The organism is Robinsoniella sp. RHS (assembly GCF_001029355.1).
In the GTDB taxonomy this organism is placed as follows: Bacteria; Bacillota; Clostridia; order Lachnospirales; family Lachnospiraceae; genus Robinsoniella; species Robinsoniella peoriensis.
This window is the reverse complement of record NZ_JNGB01000006.1, coordinates 49,083-70,741: the sequence shown is the minus strand read 5'-3', so window position 1 is coordinate 70,741 and position 21,659 is coordinate 49,083. Positions and strand designations below refer to the sequence as shown.

At 32.1% G+C, this 21,659-nt stretch carries 23 protein-coding genes and 2 pseudogenes; all 25 read right to left on the bottom strand.

The genetic code is table 11. From position 1 onward, the window contains the following. Positions 1 to 170 precede the first annotated feature (170 nt). Positions 171 to 480 (bottom strand): annotated as a pseudogene (locus RHS_RS04870) (ATP-binding protein); the annotation flags it as partial. Between the two features lie 122 nt (positions 481 to 602). Then, a pseudogene (locus RHS_RS04865) lies at positions 603 to 1,091 on the bottom strand (ATP-binding protein). Positions 1,092 to 1,118: 27 nt separating this feature from the next. Next, on the bottom strand, positions 1,119 to 1,349 hold the full coding sequence (locus RHS_RS04860; RefSeq protein WP_047832495.1) for an IstB-like ATP-binding domain-containing protein: 231 nt from the start codon (positions 1,347 to 1,349) through the stop codon (positions 1,119 to 1,121). Continuing rightward, a complete protein-coding gene (locus RHS_RS30140; RefSeq protein WP_395021337.1) occupies positions 1,346 to 1,717 on the bottom strand; it encodes a hypothetical protein in 372 nt (123 codons plus the stop codon). Before RHS_RS30140 ends, RHS_RS04860 begins: the two co-directional genes overlap by 4 nt. Continuing rightward, positions 1,708 to 1,830 (bottom strand): hypothetical protein, encoded by a 123-nt coding sequence (locus RHS_RS30135; RefSeq protein WP_395021335.1) that lies wholly within the window; start codon positions 1,828 to 1,830, stop codon positions 1,708 to 1,710. Before RHS_RS30135 ends, RHS_RS30140 begins: the two co-directional genes overlap by 10 nt. A 12-nt stretch (positions 1,831 to 1,842) precedes the next feature. Continuing rightward, positions 1,843 to 2,244: a hypothetical protein gene (locus tag RHS_RS30130; protein WP_395021333.1), complete on the bottom strand. Its 402-nt coding sequence runs from the start codon at positions 2,242 to 2,244 to the stop codon at positions 1,843 to 1,845. 166 nt (positions 2,245 to 2,410) lie between these two features. Next, positions 2,411 to 3,850, bottom strand: coding sequence for a lipopolysaccharide biosynthesis protein (locus tag RHS_RS04850; protein WP_047832505.1), 1,440 nt, complete (start codon positions 3,848 to 3,850; stop codon positions 2,411 to 2,413). Between the two features lies 1 nt (position 3,851). Then, positions 3,852 to 5,003: an NAD-dependent epimerase/dehydratase family protein gene (locus RHS_RS04845; protein ID WP_047832494.1), complete on the bottom strand. Its 1,152-nt coding sequence runs from the start codon at positions 5,001 to 5,003 to the stop codon at positions 3,852 to 3,854. An 11-nt stretch (positions 5,004 to 5,014) separates the two neighbouring features. After that, a complete protein-coding gene (locus RHS_RS04840) occupies positions 5,015 to 6,259 on the bottom strand; it encodes a Coenzyme F420 hydrogenase/dehydrogenase, beta subunit C-terminal domain (protein ID WP_047832493.1) in 1,245 nt (414 codons plus the stop codon). After that, a complete protein-coding gene (locus tag RHS_RS30125; RefSeq protein ID WP_395021330.1) occupies positions 6,231 to 6,983 on the bottom strand; it encodes an acyltransferase in 753 nt (250 codons plus the stop codon). Before RHS_RS30125 ends, RHS_RS04840 begins: the two co-directional genes overlap by 29 nt. Continuing rightward, entirely contained in the window at positions 6,980 to 8,032 is a 1,053-nt protein-coding gene (locus RHS_RS04830; protein ID WP_047832492.1) for a polysaccharide pyruvyl transferase family protein, read from the bottom strand. The genes RHS_RS30125 and RHS_RS04830 overlap by 4 nt, the downstream gene beginning before the upstream one ends. Then, on the bottom strand, positions 8,029 to 8,595 hold the full coding sequence (locus RHS_RS04825; protein WP_395021327.1) for an acyltransferase: 567 nt from the start codon (positions 8,593 to 8,595) through the stop codon (positions 8,029 to 8,031). The genes RHS_RS04830 and RHS_RS04825 overlap by 4 nt, the downstream gene beginning before the upstream one ends. An 11-nt stretch (positions 8,596 to 8,606) precedes the next feature. Beyond that, complete coding sequence (locus RHS_RS04820; RefSeq protein ID WP_395021325.1) at positions 8,607 to 9,290, bottom strand: O-antigen ligase family protein; 684 nt, start codon at positions 9,288 to 9,290, stop codon at positions 8,607 to 8,609. A gap of 7 nt (positions 9,291 to 9,297) precedes the next feature. Further along, positions 9,298 to 9,894 carry a hypothetical protein gene (locus tag RHS_RS04815; RefSeq protein ID WP_047832490.1) on the bottom strand — a complete coding sequence of 199 codons (597 nt, stop codon included), beginning with the start codon at positions 9,892 to 9,894 and terminating at the stop codon, positions 9,298 to 9,300. A gap of 22 nt (positions 9,895 to 9,916) precedes the next feature. Then, complete coding sequence (locus RHS_RS04810) at positions 9,917 to 11,134, bottom strand: glycosyltransferase (RefSeq protein WP_047832489.1); 1,218 nt, start codon at positions 11,132 to 11,134, stop codon at positions 9,917 to 9,919. A 7-nt stretch (positions 11,135 to 11,141) separates the two neighbouring features. Beyond that, entirely contained in the window at positions 11,142 to 12,041 is a 900-nt protein-coding gene (locus tag RHS_RS04805) for a glycosyltransferase family 2 protein (RefSeq protein WP_047832488.1), read from the bottom strand. Beyond that, positions 12,031 to 13,161 carry a glycosyltransferase family 4 protein gene (locus RHS_RS04800; protein ID WP_047832487.1) on the bottom strand — a complete coding sequence of 377 codons (1,131 nt, stop codon included), beginning with the start codon at positions 13,159 to 13,161 and terminating at the stop codon, positions 12,031 to 12,033. Before RHS_RS04800 ends, RHS_RS04805 begins: the two co-directional genes overlap by 11 nt. A gap of 67 nt (positions 13,162 to 13,228) precedes the next feature. Next, entirely contained in the window at positions 13,229 to 14,266 is a 1,038-nt protein-coding gene (locus tag RHS_RS04795) for a GDP-mannose 4,6-dehydratase (RefSeq protein WP_047832486.1), read from the bottom strand. Further along, positions 14,263 to 15,129, bottom strand: coding sequence for an NAD-dependent epimerase/dehydratase family protein (locus RHS_RS04790; protein ID WP_395021320.1), 867 nt, complete (start codon positions 15,127 to 15,129; stop codon positions 14,263 to 14,265). Before RHS_RS04790 ends, RHS_RS04795 begins: the two co-directional genes overlap by 4 nt. Further along, positions 15,126 to 15,791, bottom strand: a complete 666-nt coding sequence (locus RHS_RS04785; RefSeq protein ID WP_047832484.1) for an SIS domain-containing protein — start codon at positions 15,789 to 15,791, stop codon at positions 15,126 to 15,128. The genes RHS_RS04790 and RHS_RS04785 overlap by 4 nt, the downstream gene beginning before the upstream one ends. Positions 15,792 to 15,817: 26 nt before the next feature. Next, positions 15,818 to 17,104, bottom strand: coding sequence for a D-glycero-beta-D-manno-heptose 1,7-bisphosphate 7-phosphatase (gene gmhB / locus RHS_RS04780; RefSeq protein WP_047832483.1), 1,287 nt, complete (start codon positions 17,102 to 17,104; stop codon positions 15,818 to 15,820). Between the two features lie 3 nt (positions 17,105 to 17,107). Next, positions 17,108 to 18,121, bottom strand: a complete 1,014-nt coding sequence (locus RHS_RS04775) for a kinase (RefSeq protein WP_047832482.1) — start codon at positions 18,119 to 18,121, stop codon at positions 17,108 to 17,110. Positions 18,122 to 18,188: 67 nt separating this feature from the next. Beyond that, entirely contained in the window at positions 18,189 to 19,373 is a 1,185-nt protein-coding gene (locus RHS_RS04770; RefSeq protein WP_047832481.1) for a Coenzyme F420 hydrogenase/dehydrogenase, beta subunit C-terminal domain, read from the bottom strand. Continuing rightward, positions 19,367 to 20,560, bottom strand: coding sequence for a polysaccharide pyruvyl transferase family protein (locus tag RHS_RS04765; RefSeq protein ID WP_047832480.1), 1,194 nt, complete (start codon positions 20,558 to 20,560; stop codon positions 19,367 to 19,369). The genes RHS_RS04770 and RHS_RS04765 overlap by 7 nt, the downstream gene beginning before the upstream one ends. A 4-nt stretch (positions 20,561 to 20,564) precedes the next feature. Further along, positions 20,565 to 21,644 carry a glycosyltransferase gene (locus RHS_RS04760; protein ID WP_047832502.1) on the bottom strand — a complete coding sequence of 360 codons (1,080 nt, stop codon included), beginning with the start codon at positions 21,642 to 21,644 and terminating at the stop codon, positions 20,565 to 20,567. Between the last annotated feature and the right edge of the window lie 15 nt (positions 21,645 to 21,659).

The following is a 21,659-nucleotide window of genomic DNA, read 5'->3' as shown; positions in this document are numbered from 1 at the left end:
AGGAGTATATACGATATGAAAGGTAAGCGCATCGTGGGTGAACTCTACACCTTTATTTCGGAAGGTAAATTTACGCATGTTTATTACGGTGCGATGAAATCGCTGTTCCGGAGAACTGGAAATCAGTAGTCCGGAGCAGGAAATCATCAGCATTATTGTTATCTGCGAGTTTACTCGCTTAAGGACTGATCCAGTCCATATACCTCTCTCATAGACCTGTAGTTGGCAGGCATCGTGTTTGATCCTGTCCAAGATTGCTTCCGCCAGAGGGCTTTCATCTCCTCCCAGCTGGTCATACCAGCCGCTCTGATCGTACTGCGAGCAGAAGATGGTAGATGATTTACGGCGGCGTCTGTGAAGCAATTCAAGGATATCATGCTGCTCTGATTCTGTGGGTTTCATGAGCAGCCCTTCATCAATGATGAGCAAGACCGGATTCGCATACTTTGCCTGGGCCTTTTTATAGGTTCCTTCATTCCGGGTGAATATACCGGAGTGGCGGAGCCACCCAATCTTCTTAAATAGAGTCATGCGTTCCAATACCAGGAGCCATGAGTCCGATGGTGGGAGCCACCGCTTTATAGTGGCTCCCTTACTGGGGTTTAGTTCTTAATAACACGTTTCCTTTGCCGCATAGATACATCCCCGTCTATCTTCATGCTATATGAAGATGGGATGATACGGTCAAGGATAGAGTCCGCCAGAGCACTCCCGCCCAGCCGTTCATGCCATCCTTCTGCGACAAACTGTAAGCAGAAAACAGTAGATGCCCTTCCGCATCGGTATTCCATGAGTTCCAGAAGGTCACGCTGTTCCTGGTCAGATGCTGGAATCAGCAGGAATTAATCCAGTATTACCAGCGCATACTTCTGATATTGTCTCATCACCTGATGGTATCTGCCTTGTATCCTTGCAGCTTCCAGTTCACTGATCAGTTCCGGTAGCCCGATATATCTGGCTTTATAACCAGACTAGCAGGCATTCATGCCAAGTGCGCTGGCTATATAAGTCTTTGCGCATCCTGTAACGCCAATCAGTATGACGTTTAGACCTTTCCGGATATATTCGTTGTCAGCAAGGCTCTCCAGCAGGTCACGGTTCAGATGGCGGTCTGGAAGTTAATCAATATTTCCCAGAAATGCGGAGGAATCTGAAAAACCGGCATTTTTAACCAGCCGTTTTATGTTGTTATTGTGCCGGGAGTCGGATTCGGCATCAACCATCAGCATAAGCCGTTCATGGAACGGCAGGGACTGGTAATCAGGCTCGTTGTCAATCTGCTGCTGATATACCTGGGCGAAAGCTGGAAGTTTCATGGCACGCAGTTTTTTCAGGGTGTCATTCTTCATGGCTGCCACCTCCGTAATAATGCTCCGCCCCTTACAATTGCATACTGGCCCGTTACGGGAGGTCTGGCACCGGCTTGCGTTACGTTGGATGTTTTGTCGCCGCCAGATTCCAGAATCAGCCGTATGTTTTTATAGCGTGGGTTTGGGATCTTGTCCAGTGCTGCCTTGCAGGCCTCTTCCAGCCTCACAGGAGTATATTTGTCAGCCAGCTTCAGGAGGGAGAGACAGCCTTTGTATGCCTGTTCCTCAATGTGATAGGTATCAAACATTTTTTGGACTACCCGTCTGGTGGATACACCAATACCGGAAACCCATTTCAGGAACCTGGCGCTGTCCCATTCGCTGTACAGCTGGTGGTTTACGGGCATATGGCTAACCACCGTAGAATATGCCCCCGGCGGCCGTGGAGCCGTTCGTGGCTGCAGATACGGGTGCCTTTATAGAAAACCTCAATGGTACTCCGGCTGTAACGGATGTCCACTTTTTTCTTGACTTACTCATAGGGCACCGAATAATTCTGTGTCTCTATGGCGATATGATAATTCAGCTGGACGGTTGCCATTTTCCATTGTGCGAATTCATAGGAATGCACCGGAAGCGGCTGCATAAAGGGGGCTTTTTCCTCCTCGAATACGGAATAGCGGCTGCCCTCCCTTTTTTGGAAAGGCGCATGGTTAAACTGATCCAGCTCTTTCCAGATAGCGGAATTCATCTCGTTGATATCAAAAAACTTCCGGTTTCGCAGCCGGGCAGGGATGATCGCCGTACCATAGTGTTCTGCCATTTCATGGTATACAGTATTGACCTGCTGGTCGTACCAGTTTTTGTTATGAATCAGGGCAGTCTTGCAGTTGTCAGGTATATTAAATGTCCCACCTGAAATATTAGATTTCAAATATCTTATGCTCAATTATTATAATAAACTATCTGGCTCTTCTCCAATAGAGGTAACGAATGAATGCTTAAAACACTTAACATCTTTTGATGATTTCAATTGCACTAATTTCTAATTTCTTTACAAAAATACTTCTCATAAAATACATGCTGTCTTTCACACACGTTTATTTACTCTTTATAAGCATAAGAATTCTTTTAAAATAATCTCTTTTTATACAGAGTATAATTCCAAATATTAGTGCTAATAGATATCTTAAAATTGTGTAATTGTAAAGAATGTTAAATAAGAGGGTTGCAATAATAACTCCTAATGATAGCATGCTAATAAATTTACCATTGTATAACTTCGCAGAATTTATATGTTTTTTACACACAACTAGACTAAATATATAATGTGCCACGCAATACAATACATATGATACAAGTGTAGTATATCCCGCCGCCAAATAACCAAATTTGGGAATAAATAAATAATTTAATGCAACATTCAGAATGGCTGCAGATACTGACCCTATCATAATGAATTTGTTCTCTTCAAAATAAAATTCCAAATTTGAGAATAAAATATACATAAATATAAAAAATACACTCGCTGAAATAGGAGGAATAACATAGACAGCTTCATAATAATCTTTCGTCGCAAAGATTTTAATTACTTCTGGTGAAAAAAACATTAATAGTATAACAAGAATGCTCATTAATAATAAAAGAAGATTAGTTACTCTTTTAATTTCTTCATATTTCTTTTCCTTCAGACTCATATAAAACCAGGGAGTAAAAGATGCATTTATTGCATTTGTAAACAACTGCATTAACATACCAATATTATACGCTACACTATATATTCCAACTTCTGTTTTACCAGAAAACATATTAATCATTACTCTATCTCCTTGATTCAAGATTGAACCTGATAGATAATGCGGAAGTAATGGTAAATTAAATGATATTGCATATTTCCAATATTCTTTTACGAAAAAAGATTTACCCTTGATAAATTGATAGATCATTATCGTTCCACAAAAAATAACTTCTAACATAACTACCGAAAATACTCTAGCCAAAGCTCCTTGTCTAGTAACTATAACTGCAACTATACCCAAAATTGGATTTAGAAGCGATTTAGCTAGTGTAATTCCTACTAAAGCTTTATATTTAAATTCAAATCTCTGTCTTGCTGACCAAAATTGTAAAGCTGGGGTTACTGCCATTTCTATAAATATTAATACCATAAAAATTGTACTTAAACCGATTATATTATTAAAAAAATCTTTTCCTAAAAGATAAATAGCAAAGAAAATAGTAGTTATAACAACCGTCAATCCTTGCATTGAAGACGTAAATTTATTTCTTTCATCTTCATATTTTAACATCGCATTATTGAAAACACCATAATACAGATTTAGCGATGTGAAAATAACTAAGATATTCATCCACGATAAATATATGCTAAAAATACCATATTCTTCGGTAGATAAAATTCTAGTAAAAATGGGCACCGTGATCATTGAAATTCCTTTTTGCATAACATTACAAAAAGTGAACCAAATAGCAGCTTTAGCCGGTAAATTCATATTATATTTATGAAAAAATTTTTTTATCATTTTATTCACCGTTTTTTCCCAAATATATTTTTATTTTTCTTCTCAACTTGAATAGGAACAAATTCACTTTACTACGATTCGAAAGATATCTTGTTTTTTCATTTTTAGATAATTCGTAATTATATGTTTTGATAGAAATGCTTTCTAAACCACCATTTTGTCCTGTTTTTTTCAAATAAGATTCTATCATTCTATCAATTCCTGCATCCCAAAAATAATCAATCTTTTGATGTTCCTTAATTGCAAAATAGCTTATCGAATTTTTAATTGAATCTTCTAAACTTTTAAAGTCAGAAAATTCTGGAACCAATTTCTTGATCTTATCATTATCAAACACCATATTTCTTCCCTTATCACCAATAATTTCATCCACATCAAATCCAATATTTTTTCGATTTTTTTCAACCCAAGTGATTGGTATATCGATTAAAACAACTTTTTCACCCAATTCTTTTGCAATACATTCAATAACATTTCCCCATGTAGTCACATAGTCTCCGACAATATGTATAGCCTCTCCATATGCTCTTTGATTTAGCAACAATCCGTATGCACCCTTGGCAAAATCTATTGCATTAGTTAATGTACATTTTGTATTCTTATTACATATTACTATTGGTTTATGACATTTAATTCTATTTATAATTGTGTAGTAGTCAGTTGGGGCGACCTGATACGGTATTCTTGTATGTCCATATGTTATATAAGGTCTAATAATCGTATAATTAAATGAAACATTTTTATTTTGTAATAAAAATTCACAATTAGCTTTTTCTTGAGCATATCGCCATCTACAATTTCCTATTTTTGAATCTTCACGATAAATCGCATCTTTTGTATCTGTATATGCCGTTGCTGAAGAAATATAAATAAAATGCTGACAACGTTTATTCGAAATTTCAATTGTTTTTTCTAATTGCTCAGATATATAACTGATAAAATCAAAAATAACATCATAATAATCATCAATTTTATTTGTTATATTTTCGACTGTTTCCTTTCTTAAATCACCTATGATTAATTGCGCACCCTCCGCTATTTCTTCTTTTCTTCTTCCTCTATTATATATAGTAACAGAATCCCCTTTTAAAATAGCTAGTTTGCATATTTCCGAACTAATTATTCCACTACCACCAAACATTAATATTTTCATATTATCATCCTTTACTTATTTCTTTGTCTAAGTTCTCTAAGAATAATTCGAAAATCATATGGTATCTTTATTCTCAATTTCTGACGAAATGACCAACTCATTTTTGCAGCATCATGCAAATCATTATTTCCTAATTTCTTTCCAAACTCTTCTCGCATTTTATGTGGTTTCCACGATCTTAAAATTCTAGGATTTGATTTTACCACCATATTATAATCAACATGAAACCACTTACTTTCATTTTCAGAGATATGATTAAAGATTTTTTTACCCTTAATTGTATTTATAATAACAATAGATGTACCTCTTGGATTGTAATAAACTTCATTAACATCCGCTCCATGATAATCCCCAATAGTAATATCAGATGCATGATTATTACCACAAAAATGACAACTGTAACATGACCACCTTTGCATAATATGCACCGCTCTACCTATTTCAGTTTCATAAAAAACTTTCAAAAAAGTTTTATTGTTTTTAAAGTCTATTTTGAGCCATTGTGGTATCCATGGTTCTTTTTGTACAAATCTCATATTCATTTTTTTTATTTTAGACCTGTACTTACGTTCTATAATACCCACAAAACATTCCAATGCTTTAGGTGAGCTGGGTCCCTGGCATACAATATCAACAGTAATTAGATTTTCATATTCTTTTCCAAGCATCTGCTTTAGTCCTGCAACTTCACATGGAGTTCCAGAAAACAAAAGTTTCTTATTTTTCTTTAATAATTCTTCAATCTGAGAATATACATTTCCTTTTTTACTTTGTACATATTTTGAAGATTTCATATTCTCTATCTGAGCAATATTATTAGTCACAACATGATGACATCCTTTGAAATCATCATCCCAAACTACCCCAGCCACAAATGCATCTGTTTTAAAAGTATTCAAAAAACTATTTACAATAACCGAAAAAGCGCCCCCCGATGCACTTTTATCTACTATTTCTGAACTAGATGAATATCCAGCATATGTATCTTTTATTAAAACATTTTCTTTTACTTGCAACACTGGACAACTTTTATTACATTTTCCACATGAAATACATTTAGTTTCATCCATATGTGGGAATAAAAAGCCTTCACTATCTTCTTTCATTGTAATACATTTTGTAGGACACATAGCCACACAAACTTCACATCCACAACAATCCTTTTTTTCCATTTGTAAAAAGATTGGGGAATTTGCTAAATCTAAATTAACCAAAATAATTACCTCATCAATAAAAATGCCATGTTGGTTTTCCATTTAAAGTATATCTCAAATCTTTTGTTCTAATTGAGATTTTTTTTGCAGGAACTCCACCATATACACAAAACGATTCACAATTTTTCGTTACTACAGCACGCGATGCCACTACTGCTCCTTCTCCAATTTCAACACCTGGAAGAATTGTTGAATCAGAGCAAATCCATGCATGTTTATGAATAATCACCGACTGGGCATTTTCAAAATTAACTGCAAACATTGGATCGTTTACATCATGTTCTTCTGTCCAAATATGAACACCACCACCAAAGACAACATCATCTTCAATTATTATTTTTCTTCTTCCATCTAATATACAATTATTAGAAATAACACATCTGTTAGCTGTAATATTCCATGGTGATCTAATTTCACTTCCTCCATATATTACAGTATTTTTTGTTATCTTCATTTTGAAAACAAATTTATATAGAATATTTCTGATCTTATGACTCGGAATTTTTCCAGCCAAAAGAATATTATATCGCATCCATCCATATAAATACGGATTAATTGTAGAATATATGAGCCCAGCTATTTTTTTTATTCCGTTTTTAGAAGACCCTGAATTATTTCGCTTGTGTTCTAATCCATTCTCATCACTAGTCTTTTTTATCCTTTTTTGTTCTGCTCTTGCATCCATTTTTTCTTGTAGACACGAATAAATATGCAGCCACACATTGTTTAGTATAATTAACACAATAATTATAATAATAAATATCATCTTTGTACCTCGTTTAAAGCATTTTTAAGAAACTGCATTGATACCTTCTTTTTTAAGTTAAGTGTATTCTCTATTTCTTCATAAGAAAATGGTTGTTTTAAATATTCTTCAATGGAATGACTTCCATCATAAAACTGTAATGAGACACCGCAATCACGCATTAAATCATTTATCTTATTTAATTTATCTTCTCGACCAAGAATTACAAAACGTTTGGTATTTTTTATTGAAAACACAGTTCCGTGAAATGAATCAGATATTACTAATTCAGCATTTTTATACGCCCCTAACCAACGTCTAACATCTATTGAATCGTATGATTTATCTGCCCAACTGCAATATCTGCCAATACAAATAATTTTTAAGTTTCTTTTTTCTGAATACTCTTTTATTCTATCTTTATACTCATCTAAAGTATCAAATGAATATACTAGTACATATTTATTTTCTGGAAGCGAGATTGATATATTGCTAAAATCATATATTAACGTTGGATCTAAGACAATTTCAGCTTCTCTTCCCGTGTTATTTCTTATCAATTCATATGTATGATGATCTCTTACTGATAAACTCTTAATTTTCATTATTGCTTCTTTTATATCTGATGACAAATCATAGTTTACAGATGTTTGTCCAGCACTTGGTGCATATGAAATAGTCGGTGTTTTAATTCCAACACCGTAAAATAATTTGTTAAAATAAGGATGTTCTACCTTAAAAACTTCATCACTTCCCAATATAATCAAATCGCATCCTAATGCGTCAATTTCTTCAGCATTTTTTACAATTTTACTACTGCTGTACATTTGTTTTCTAGCTTTATAAAAATTATAATTTCGTATCAAACATCGCATAGCTAATACTGGGTGTTGTTTCCTGTTCTTATAGTTTAAATTCATTTTCAAATTCATTTTAAATAAATGAGGCGGAAATATCGATATCATTACACATTCATGACCAAGTACTTTTACTGTTTGCTGAAGCGCGTATGAGTGAGCCCTAGCTCCATAATTATCCCCATAAAACCATGTCATTATTCCAACTTTCAATTTCCTTCCTCCTCAATTATTTCGTTTTTCTTATCTTCAAAAAAATATTTCTGTCTTGCCTGAATACTATCGGCTCCCTTTATACCATGCCATGGATAGCATTCATTTATTTTTACAATTTTTTTACTATATTCATCCATTTTTGTGATGTACTTTGCAGGAACACCTCCCCAAACTTCATTATCTGGCACATCCTTTGTAACAACACTGCCTGCCGCTATAATACAATTTTTACCAATATGAACATTAGGCATAATTGTCGCATAAGCACCTATAAATGTATTATCCTCTATTTCAATCGAACCTATTTTTCCTACTGGCTTACCCAAATAATGTGACACACACGCTGTTGAATAATCATGTGTAATAAAATTACAATTTGCTGCAAGTATTACATGATCGTGAATACTAATCAGATATGGTTCATTTCCTAAGTTTCGCGTATAAAACTCACAATCTTTACCTAGATGATATAGAAATGGGCGATACAACTCCGCTCTTTTATTTCCAGTTACAAACAATGCTCTAAATTTCAAAAATTTTCTCTGTAATTTTTCTGTCATAATTGCAAATCCTACTCTCTCTTATCCACCATATTTGCCCCTTTATATTTTTTCCAACTATATAGTATTATTGCACTACTAAATACCCAGGGAAGTAATGTTTCTGGTTCATAAAATGATGTACCCGCAAAACAATATATTAGGAAATAAGTCTGATAGAATAAACAAAACGATAGAATTTTTACCAGTTTATCATCCACAGTAATAATCCCTAAACTTATTTTTTTTATCAGTTTTATTGCTCTAGAATATACTGTTATAATAAATATAAAAAATGGTAATGAACCAATTATGCCAAGTTCGCATAGCCATTGAATATAACAATTATGTACATGATAACTGGTTCCAAAGATATTATTATATTTAAACCAAAACCAACCATGTCCAAAAATAGGACTTGAAACAAATCCAGCGCCTCCCATTCCCCATAATTCATAACGATGAGTAGAAACATCCCCTGCCTGAATCTGCTCTTGAAATCTTACAATAAAGTTATTGAGTCCTGGAATGAATGTTGAGCCGATTAAAAATAATGTAATAATCAAAATAAACAAAGAAAAAAGTTTAAATAATCTACTCATTTTCTTATTACTATTGTAAACATAATATGTAACCACAAAACCAATGGCAATCCATAATATTGGTCCTCTTTTACCTGTAAGTAATAATGAAATAGCAATTAGCAAAGAAAACAAACATACCTTATTTTATTTTTTTATTATTAGTAAATAAGATTCCACTAACGCATGCACATAGTCCCATTGCTAAGTACATTGCATCCTGTGAGTTAGAATAATTAAATCCCATAATAAAACCTTTGTCATACATAACTCTTAAATCATAGAGCGTTATTGGTTTTACAATTGGATATATAAAATTATTGAATACACTTGGGCTTGCATAACACAACAACGTCCAGAAAGTATGAAAAAGAGCCATTGCAATCATCATATTAAAGGCAAACTCAAACCAATAATCTGTTTTTGTAGCAGCCAGAAGAAATATAAAGAATACAATCATAACAAATTGAAGAAACCAAGCACCATGCGCAAAATCTTGATTATTCCAAAATAAAATTATAAGTATAAATATGCCTACAAGTGATTCCTCCCAAGTTATTTTTTTTCCACCATACTGAATTATGTTGTATATAGAGCATACTAATACAACTCCAAGTAACACTGTCCAAATAGAGGTACTAATCAATAGAGCTGCTCCGCCTCGCGTAAAAGTATAAATACATAATATAAATACTGAAAGAAAAAATGGAAGTCTATTTATGTTTATTCTCAATTTCACGCCTTTTATTTCCTCCTAATACTTATAATAGTTGTTTCAATCTTTCTTGAAACTGGTTCACATCATTTTCATAATTAAAATTATGTGATATAAATTCCTTGCTATTCATTTCTATTGAATTAGTATTTATCTTATGCGCACATAAAGATTCAATAATGTCCACATAATCATTTGGTGTTTCACAAAAGAAAAAATCTTCCTTATCTCTTGCAGGAATCCCTTCTATTCCAATAGTATTAGTTAAAACCGGAATTCCTGCTGAAAGTCCTTCTAATACTTTTACCTTTACCCCAGCACCTAAAACCAATGGCACAACTAAACACATTGATTCCTCAAAATATAGTTTAATATCCTCAACAAAGCCCGTAATTTGTATTCTATCAGACTCATATTTTTTTAAAACATCTGGCGGATTACTACCAATAATAATAAAATGAATTTCCTCATCTTTAAGAAGTGGCCACACATTTTTTATAAACCAAACAATAGATTTCCAATTTTCAGGTCTTGAAATTGCTCCAAAAAAAATAATGTTTTTATTACTTTCTTTTCTCTTATATGGTAACATATTTTGAAAATAAGGACACCACACCATAATTTTATCAGTATCATATATTTCATTACAAATCAAATCTCTATCTTTTTCATTATTCAGAATAATTAAATCTGACTTATTTAGTAATTCAATTTCTCGTTTTTTTATTCTTAAAGCTTTCTTTCTAAGAAAATGTTTTTTAATTCCTGATTCTGCTTCAGCTTTCCTTTCATGCCCTAAAAACGAAACATCTTCTTCAATAATAACTGTTTTAGCATTAGGAAATATTTTCTTTGCTTTTTCTAGCATCAGTGCAATTTCGGTCCATTGAAAAATAATAATTTGGGGGTCATATCCTTTTTCTTTCATCTGCATCATCTGTTTTAGCGCACACTCTGCATAATAAGGAGAAATTAATCCTGCATTACGATTCCAAATGTTAACTTTTGAAAATCGACTTCTCCATTTCATAGTTCTTCCTGCTTTACCATCCCATGTATAATAGAAAATTTTATTCTTTATATTATATTTATCTAAATCTACTTTTTCTTTTATATTGCAATTAGCAAAAGATATTAAGTAAATATTGTATTCTTCCTTATCATGTAATTTTTTCAAATAAAAGTTTTGTGTTTTTCCTGAGGCATGTCCCACATTATCATATGGTGCCATCAAAGAAACCCATAAAATATCCTTTTTTTTCATTTTTCATTCACCTAAAACTAATATTTGTCATACCCATGTTTGAATTCATATAGTCTCTTATTCCATATCTTACACAGTTGACAGAAAATTGTCCTTTCATGATTCTTTTTAAAAACCTCAATAAACAGAATATAATACCTTGTATTTTATGATCTGAATAATGACTCACTAAGTATAACTCATTTCTTGTTCTATAATATTGACTTAATTTACTGCCTGCTCCTCCGCTAGAAGCACTTACTTTATGATAAATAACAGCCTCTGAATTATAAATAATACTATATCCATTTTTCTTCAACCTAACACAAAATTCAGCGTCTTCACAATACATGAAATACTGATCATCTAAGTATCCCACTGTTTCAATAACATTTTTGGGTATTAACATCAAACACCCCGTTGCGAAATTAACATACTTTTCCTCAATTATTTTTTTGTCTTTCGTTCTTATTCCAAAATGTCTAATCTTTGCCTTATTTAAATTCATTTCTCCACCAGCATACCAAATATAATCAGGCTTAGAATGAAATAATATTTTTCCAGTCACTATCCCATTATCTTTATTTTTCTTTGAAGAAAATACCATATCAGAAATAAAATTTTTATCAACTGTCGTATCATTATTAAGCAACACCACATATTCTGCACCATTATCTAATGCATATGATATTCCCAAATTGTTTCCACCTGCAAATCCCAAATTTTTTTCTGCTTGCAAAAAAATCACGGATTCATTTAGTTCACTTTTTATATAATCTACATTTGCAGAAGCATTATCTACAACGATGATCTCATAATTTGTATAAGCAATTTGTTTTAAACTCTTTACACACTCCAAAGTATCATTATTTCCATTATAATTGACCAAGATAATACTTACCTTATCATTATACACTTTATTGGACATCACATTTTCCCTCTAACTCTTGACAGAATTTATTTAAAATAACATCCCAGTCCATTTCTTCTGAAACCTCTTTCATTATTTTTTTCTGTTCAGTAATTATATTCTTATCATCAACTATCTTTTTCATTTCAAGATATAATGATTTTTCATCACCTGGCTTGGCAATCAACCCGAACTTTCCATCTAAAAGCTGCTCACGGATTCCACCTGTGTCGGTTGCAATAACAGGAGTCTTATATTCTAGAGCAAGTGGTATAATACCAGATTGAGTTGCATCTAAATATGGCATTACAGTTATTACATTTGGTCCATCAAATAACATTCCTACTTCTTCATCTTCAATAAATCTATTCATCAATTTAAAGTTCGGAAGATTTTTCATTAAATCCTCAAATTCTTCAGTTTGTCCTTTCCCAGCAATCGTTAAACTTACATTTTGATATTTTTCGCATAACATATTAAATGCTTTCAATAGCACTCCAATGCCCTTATATTTCTCTATTCTTCCAAAAAACATAAAGTTTATCTTATCTTTAGAATACAATGTTGAATCCTGCTTCATTTGTTTATTTTTATACATTTTAATAATACCATGAGGCATAAATATTATATTTTTTTTATCAATACCATATTTTTTTTCAACAACTTCTGTGAATGATTTTGTTAAAACAACTACTATATCTGATTGCTTCATAAACTTGCCAAAAAGAGAACTTCTAAGTTTATTAGCGCCGTAATGACTTATTGGATCATGGCAAAATGTTACAACTTTTTCATATGCAATTGTATTATCCAAAAAAACAGCCCACGGATGATAAAATGGCCTAATTATATAATCAAATTTAATCTGTTTTTTTTTGTAATGTTCAACTATTTTTTTCTTGCCAGATACAAATAGACGAGTGGTATTAACTAAAAACTCTATATTACTTGAATATGTATCTACCTCATATATTTCCTTAAAAAAAGAATCACATTCCCATTCAGTTCTATTCACTGTCTGCTTTGAAATTAACACAAATACTTCATATCCATTTTTTGCCATAGACCTTGCAATTTCAATCGTAAAAACAGGTCCTGCATTATTTCTTCCTAAATAATCTATTAATACTTTTTTCATAAAACACCATTTATAGTACAACTAGGGATATTGTTAAAATATCCCCAGTTAACATCCTTTTATAATATTATCTTATAAGGAAAGATTCACCTTTGTTAACTCTGTCTCGCCAATAATTTAATAAATCATGCATCGTCTGTTCAAAACTAATTTCCGGTTCCCATCCAGTATGTTCTTTAAATTTTCTACAATCTGGTATCTGTAAGTCTGCATCTATTGGACGTAGTCTTTCTGGATCTGTTAAAACTTCAATCTTATCTTTCATTGTTGAATAAGAAATTAAAGTATTAAGAGTATCTCCTACCTCACAAGTATAAGATCCACCAATATTATAATAAGCTCCAGCAATTGGATTAACTGTAACTAACATATAGTATGCGCGTACTGCATCTCTTACATCTGCATATGTTCTTAATGATTGTAAATTTCCAACCATAACCTTTGGTTCAATTAAGCCTGCCTCAATCATAGCAATTTGTTTTGCAAATGTTGATTCATGGAAAACATCACCTCTACGAGGTCCTGTATGTGTAAACATTCTAGTTGTCATAACTGTCATTCCATATGCCTCAGCATAGTATCTACCTAATAAATCTGTTCCAACTTTTGAAATGGCATATGGTGACGCTGGATGGAATGGACACTCTTCATTAATTCCGCTTTCTGGTTTCTTTTCAGCTGGAATTTTTCCAAACACCTCTGATGATGCACAAACATGTACTACTGGTTTATATTCTTCATCTGTTTCCATAGCAAGACGAAAAGCTTCTAATAAACGTGCTGTTCCTAAAATATTAGTATTCAAAGTATCTATTGGTGCAGTGAAAGAAGTCAATGGATAACTCTGTGCTGCCAAATGGAATACATAATCTGGCTTTATTTTGTTAACAGTTGTCATTAATGATATTTCATCATTTAAATCAGCATATTCAAAATATAATCTATCTTTTTTATTTGCTCTATCAAGCAAGTGTGTTACATTATCAAGTGGACTTCTCCATCTACAAACACCATACACTTCCCAATCTGTCTCTTTTAATAAAAAATCTGCTAAATGAGAACCAACCATTCCTGTTATTCCTGTTATTAACGCTTTTTTACTCATCTTTCTATCTCCTTAAATTCTATTTTTATTTTTTCTGTAAAACTATTATCTTTAATTATATTATATTCTTCTAAATACAAGCTTTCCATTTGTGTTATTCTTGGTCTGTTTTGATAAAACGCATCTCTAGGCTGAACAATTGTATATTTTAATTTATTATCTAAAATCCTATTGATTTCATCCGCTATTCTAACTCTACTTACTAGTTCTTTACCAGCCACATCTAAAACAAATGGTTTATACTCATCCCAATGAAGTGACATCCAACACACTACATTAACAACATCACTTACAACAATACAATTTCTATAAAATGGATGAAATATTTCAGCAACTTCATCTTTATTAATGCAGTCTAAGCAATATGAAACAAATCTATCCCTTGCCGAAGCAACATATGACAATCTAATACATTTAAAAAATGGACTTTGTTTAAATTCATCTTCAATTGCCTTTTTCATTCTTCCATAAGGTGTTTTTGCGTCTGTTTCGGATTCCTCATTGTATATTTCCCCTGAAATATCACCAAATACTGCATCACTTGAAAAGAATAGAACCTTGCACTTTCTATCAATAGCTTCTCTAATAAAATAGCTAGTTCCCTCTACATTTATTTTCCAACAGAAATCAAATTCATCAGCACACTTATCCGGTCCTGAAATTGCTGCTGTAAAAACTATAAAATCAACTTCTTTTAAAATATCATAATTAAAATTTTCTGGTTGTTGTAAATTTAAAACTTCATCAGCATTTTCATTTTGATCAATTTTCAGAATGCTTTCAATATTGGGATCTTCCTCAAACTTTTTTAGCAAAAAACTTGCAATATAACCTCCACTACCAACTAAAGCTATTTTCATCATATCTCTTCCTTTCCAAAGAATTTATCTTCAAGCATCAAACACAAGCAATGATAAATAGGTAAATGATACTCTTGGATCATGTATGTTTCTGTTTCAGGCGCCTTTATACACACATCTGAAACTTCAGCTAATTCACCCCCACTTGCACCTGTTAATCCAATTACTTTAATTCCAAGAGCTCTTGCTACAACTGTCGCACTCATTACATTTTTACTATTTCCTGACGTTGATATCCCCAAAAACACATCGCCCTGCCTACCAAAGCCAAACAATTGTTGAGCAAAAACACCTAATCCATCAACATCATTTATATATGCTGTTGTTAAAGCTTCATGAGCAACTAATGGAATAGCCATTAATGAACATTCTAAATTATTTGCGAGTTCTTGTCCTCTTATAGAGTCAATTTCAATCAACCTGTCTGCAAACTCTTTGTCTACAGGTCTTGGTGTTTTAAATCTTTTCATTAACTCACCTGCTATATGCTCTGAGTCAGCCGCCGAACCACCATTGCCAGCTACTAATAATTTACCTCCTTGACAATAGCACTCCTCTAAAATCAAATAAGCATTAATTATATCTGTCTGAATTGCATCAAGCGCTGGATACCTCTTTAGCAATAACTTAATATGTTTTACTAACCTATCCTCTAATGCTTTCATTTGTCTTCACCTCTTTTCATACTATATTATAAATTTTTATCAACAAATTCTTGAAGTGAACAAACTGTTTGCTCCTGTCCAAAATGATCATTTCCAATTAATGCTGTTTTGCAACCAGCTGCTTGACCTGCAAGTATATCATTTTCACTATCACCAATCATCCATGACTGTGACAAATCAATATTAAAATCTTTTGCAGCATCTAATAACATTCCTGGCTTAGGTTTTCGACAGTTGCAGTCGATTTTTAATTCAACAACTTCTCCATCATAACCCTTATGTGGATGATGCGGACAATAGTATATACTATCAACATACACTCCTTTTTCACCCAATAATGTTTCCATTTTGTTATGAATCATATTCAATTCTTCTGTTGTTACTTCACCGCGAGCAATTACCGGTTGATTTGTAACTACAATAGTTAAATACCCTGATTCATTTATTTTTTTTAATGCTTCTGGTACACCCTCCAACAATTCAAAATCATCCATATTTCTCAGGAATCCTTTGTACTCATTAAGTGTACCATCTCTATCTAAAAAAATAGCTTTTTGTAAATTCTTTAAATTTCTTCTTCTTATTTTTCCAGATATACAATCCTCACTAACAGAATAATATCTTTCAGGAGTTCCCATATCCTTTACATATTCAGGGCTATCATAACAAAACATTTTTCCAGTTCCTGAATATGGTTTTAAAAGTTGACGGTCTAAATCCACTTTTTTTGTATCAGGTCTTTTCTCCAATATTTGGGGTGAAATAACATGCAAACCAGCATTCACTCTGTTTTTATAATATCCTTTTCTATCATCTTCTTTTGCAAGCCATTCCTGTACGACGCAATTTGAATCGGCTATAATTAATCCACTATCATAAGGATGATTATTAGGATGTGTAAAAAGTGTTATTAAACCACCTTTCAATTTATGATACTCTACAAATCGATTGAAATCCACATTAAACATAGAATCTGCATTTAGTAATAAAAAATCTTCTTTTAATCGATCTTTCAATTCAAAAAGTGCCCCAGCATTTCCAAGTGGCTCATCTTCAATAAAGTATTCTATATCAACACCAAACGGCTTTTCTGTTGCAGGTGAAATACCTTTTCCATCACCAAAATAATCCATAATTACATTTCCTAAATGGCTTACTGTAATAATAATATCTGAATATCCCTGCTCTCGTAAGCATTCTATCTCATGTTCTAGTACTGGCTTATTATCTATTTTAATCATCGGTTTTGGAATTACACTTGTAATTGACGAAATTCGTGTACCTTTCCCGCCAGCCATAATAACAACATTCATTTATTAGATCTCCTTTTGTTCTGCAGGCTCATATGATTCCGGTGTATAATGTATCACTCTTGTTCCACCTGTTTCAAACTCAAATGGAATATATAATAAGTCACTCATTGCCCTCTTAACTGCTTCTTGATATTCTGGTTGTACATAAAAAACTAAAAATCCACCACCACCAGCTCCAAGTAATTTTCCCCCTAAAGCCCCGGCTTCAATTCCTTTTTTATACAGATAATCTATACTATCTGTGGATACCGCTGAACCTGTCTGTCTTTTCAATTTCCAAGTATGATCCAAAAGTCTGCCAAATTCATCAATATTAATTTTTTTTTCCGTTAATGTTCTTTCAGCTTCATCAACCAATGAATACATTTCTTTTAGTTGATCTATCTTATCTTCTTTTCCAGATGAATTAGCCTTTTGTACATCAGATGAAAATCTTGTGAACCCAGTAAAAAACATTAATAAGTTACAATTTAATTCTTTTTTTCTCTCTGGGGAAATAATCAATGGAAGTACTTCATAATCATTATCATAAAAGTTTATTCGATTAAAACCACCGTAGGAAGCAGCAATTTGATCTTGCCATCCACCAGCCTCCATACACAGTTCTCTTTCAAGCCGTATCGCTTCATCAGCTAACTTCTTTTTATCTGCATATTTTCCTTTTAATGCATAAAAACCATTAAGCATTCCAACTGCAAACGAACTACTCGTCCCTAGTCCTGATCTGGCTGGTAGATCCGCCTCGTATGTTAATCTTATTTCTTCCATATCTAGCATCTTCATAGCATTTCTGATCGCCGGATGTTGTATTTCATCTATTGAATTTACATACTCCATTTTTGAGTAAGTTAAATGTGTTTTAAAATCAAAAAAACGTGGTAAATGACGAACATTTACATAGCAATATTTATCAAATGTCGTAGACAAAACAGCTCCACCATGTTCATTAAAAAATTTTGGCATATCTGTTCCACCACCAAAAAAAGACATTCGAAAAGGTGTTTTTGTTATAATCATAGTTCTCTCCTTATTGTTTCTTAAAGACTTTCTCTATCCATTATATCTATATATTGCAATTATTTGTTTATCTGCCTTTTATTTTATTTAAACATTTTTTTGCAAATGCATATAAACCACTCTTAACTAATACTAATCTAAATACTGTTTTGATTCTTACAGATTTAGATATTGGGTAATATTTTTCAAATAATTTTTCTCCAGATAAAATTTGCGCATCTTCAAAAAATGCTTGTCTCTTTTTATTAGTCTTTACTGATTCAAACATTTCTTTTACACCATGTACTAATTTATCAGGTTCTACTTTCATAAAATCCATACTGCTTTTTATGTTTTCAAATATATATTTTCCTTTTTCCGATTGAATAAGAACTCTACTAGTACCAAGATCATCATCAAAATCTTCATTAAAATCATAAACCGAAAAACAGTCCCATATTGTAAAATCACTTAAACGGTACCTATATTTAAAAGAACAATTATAACATGACGGTCTATCAATCATATCATCAAAAAAAGCTCTTAACATCGGATCCGATTCCGCACCAGCATGATATATATTTTTTTCCTTGTTGATAATACTCATCGTAGAATATTTATAACCATAATACTTATCCCTAAATCTAATATTGGTATCTGGATAATTATCAACCTTTTGATAACTTATGTATTTTTTCCAAATCAATGGTGATGGAATACCATGGCAAACAACATCTACCAATACTAATTTTTCATGCTTTTTTCCAAGAAATGCAACAAGTCCTTCTATTTGACACGGTGTTCCACTAAAACATACCCATCTATTTTTCGATAAAAAATCCTTAACTTCTATAAAACAATTTTCTATATCACTTTGTACATATTTACTATTTCTTAATTTATATAACTCCGAGACTTTTTCTATATAAACATGATGTACGTTAAATTTTTCATCATAGGCTGCTCCGAATACTACCCCACCTAAAGAAATAACATAGGATGCTATTGTTGTAAAAACGCCTCCTGATGAACTGTCTTTTCTAATTAACTGATTTTTATGCTGTGCTATGTATCCTACTTGCTCTTTTTCTTCAGGCTCTGTTTTAAGTAAAACAGGACAAGTATTTTCACATTTTTTACAATTAATGCATTTCTCTGAGTTAATGATTGGATACTTAAATCCTTCTTTGTCAACCGCCATAGTAATACATTGTATTGGACATATTGATGCACAAGATGCACATCCTGTACATTTTTCTTTATTTGCTAGCAAAGGTCTGTACTCCCTTCATCAGAAAGTGCTTTTTTTAAATATTCATATGAATTTTCTCTTACCTTGTCCAATAATAGATTTGCATGCTCAAAATCCACTTCTCTATTTAGACAATACTTAATATTTTCATCTCCATTCATAAGCCTATTTGATATATCAGTTAGCTTGAATAACGTATCTAACCTGCTGTTTGTTGACTGAATTGAGTTATTATTATATCTTCTAAATGTGAAGAAAATCTTATTATACAAAATTGAAAAAAGGGTGCAATGAAAGGAATCTGTACATACATATTCAGAGTTTTTAATTAAGTTCAAAAAGTCTGATGGATCAATATCATACGGGCTCTCATCTGCATATTGTTCATCACATTTTACATATTCATCTAAGTGTACTAATGCTACAATTTTACATCCTGTCTCTTGTTTTAATCTCTTCGCAAAATCTCTATGCAATGGATTATTGCCTAGAAAATAGCAGAGAATATATGGTTCATCTATTAACGGTTTTGAATCTTGTATTTTATTCCATTCTTCTCCTGAAAAAAGAAGTGTAGGATCACATACTATTGGCACATCCCGTCCTGTTAATTTTTTTACCAACTTCTGGCCTGATTCTTCTCTTACTCCTATGTGTTTTATTTTTCTCAAGAACTTTGCAGCTTTTCTTGCACTATCCTTTGGCAACGATGCCTGTCCAAAACTCGTTGAGTATGCGATTGTATTTGTGTTTTCTGGAACAAAGTTCAATGTATAATAGTCAGCTGCAATATTTCCTGGAAGCCATAATTGATCACTTCCAACCAAAACAGCAGAATACTTTTGACTTGTTAGACTAGCAAGTTCCTTTTTTGAATTATATTGCTCTGATAACTTAAATTCTCTTTTGCTAAATTGAATAAATCTATTATTTCTGATTTTTGATTTTGCTGCATAATTACCTTTGGAAAACTTTTTAATTGCCACATTTTTTGCCATTCCAAATTTTGTAAATAATATTTTCGATGTTAAAGAAGCTTTAATAAAATATTTTATTTTTGCTTTTTTGATTTCTCCTGCAAAACCTTCAATATTTATTGTTTCATTATCTATTCCCATATTATCTAGCGCCATTTGTGTTGCATAAGCTTGTAGCATACTACCATAATTATGCTGAAAATAACAAGATACTATTCCAACCTTTTTCATACGTTTATTTCTCCAATTTTTTCGAATAAATTCTTTCGTAATGTTCTGCCATACATTTTGTATTATACTGATTTAAAATCTGCATATATGCTTTATCTTTTAACTTTTCTGTTTCATTCATTTTTGCAAATAAAATAGCTTCTACAAAATCTTTTTTTGTATTGCATACATATCCATTATCATTGGACTTTATCACATCATGATTTCCTATTACATCAGATACAATACACAATTTTCTCATATACATAGCCTCAAGTAAACTCATTGGTAAACCTTCCCACAAGGAAGTTAATACAAACACATTCGCAGACATAGCCTTACTCAAAGCTTCATTTCTGTCTATCCATCCTGTTATTTCAATATTGGAACTATTTAATTCATCTCTAAGTTCTCCATCTCCAATCCATACAAATTTAATATCTGGCAGTGCCTTAGCTACTTCATTAAACAGTTTTGGATTCTTTTGATAGCAAATTCTACCCAATGTAAAAACTGTAAAAGAAGAATTAGGTTTGTATTTTATTTTTCCAATCAATTCTCTCATTTCATCTATATCAATCCCGTTATTCACATATGTAGCATTCTTGGTCAATTGCAATGTTTCTCTATGCTCACCTTCGCTACATGATATAACAGTGCACGATTTTCTAACTGATATTCTTTCAATAAATTTAAATATGTTTCTCTTTGCAAATCCATAATTTGACATTAAAAAGCTATAACCATGAGGTGTATAAAATAACGCTATTTTTTTTCCATTGAAAGCCCATCTACCTATTACTCCAGCCTTTGACGAATGTAAATGTATTATATCCGGATTAATATGATTAGCAATTTTTTTAATTTCAAATAAAGTTTTTAAATCTTTATTTAGCGAAATTGAACGCGTAAAATTATTCACTTCTATTAAATGTATTCTCTTATCAAATTGATTTTTGTAGTCAAACGGTGTTTGTGGTCGCACCGCATAAGCTATATACATCTCATATTTGTTTACTAATTCATTGGCTAGTTCCAAAATATAAGTATATACACCTCCACCCATTGCCTCCACAACAAACAAAAGTCTTTTTTTATTTTTCATAATTCTCCTTATATT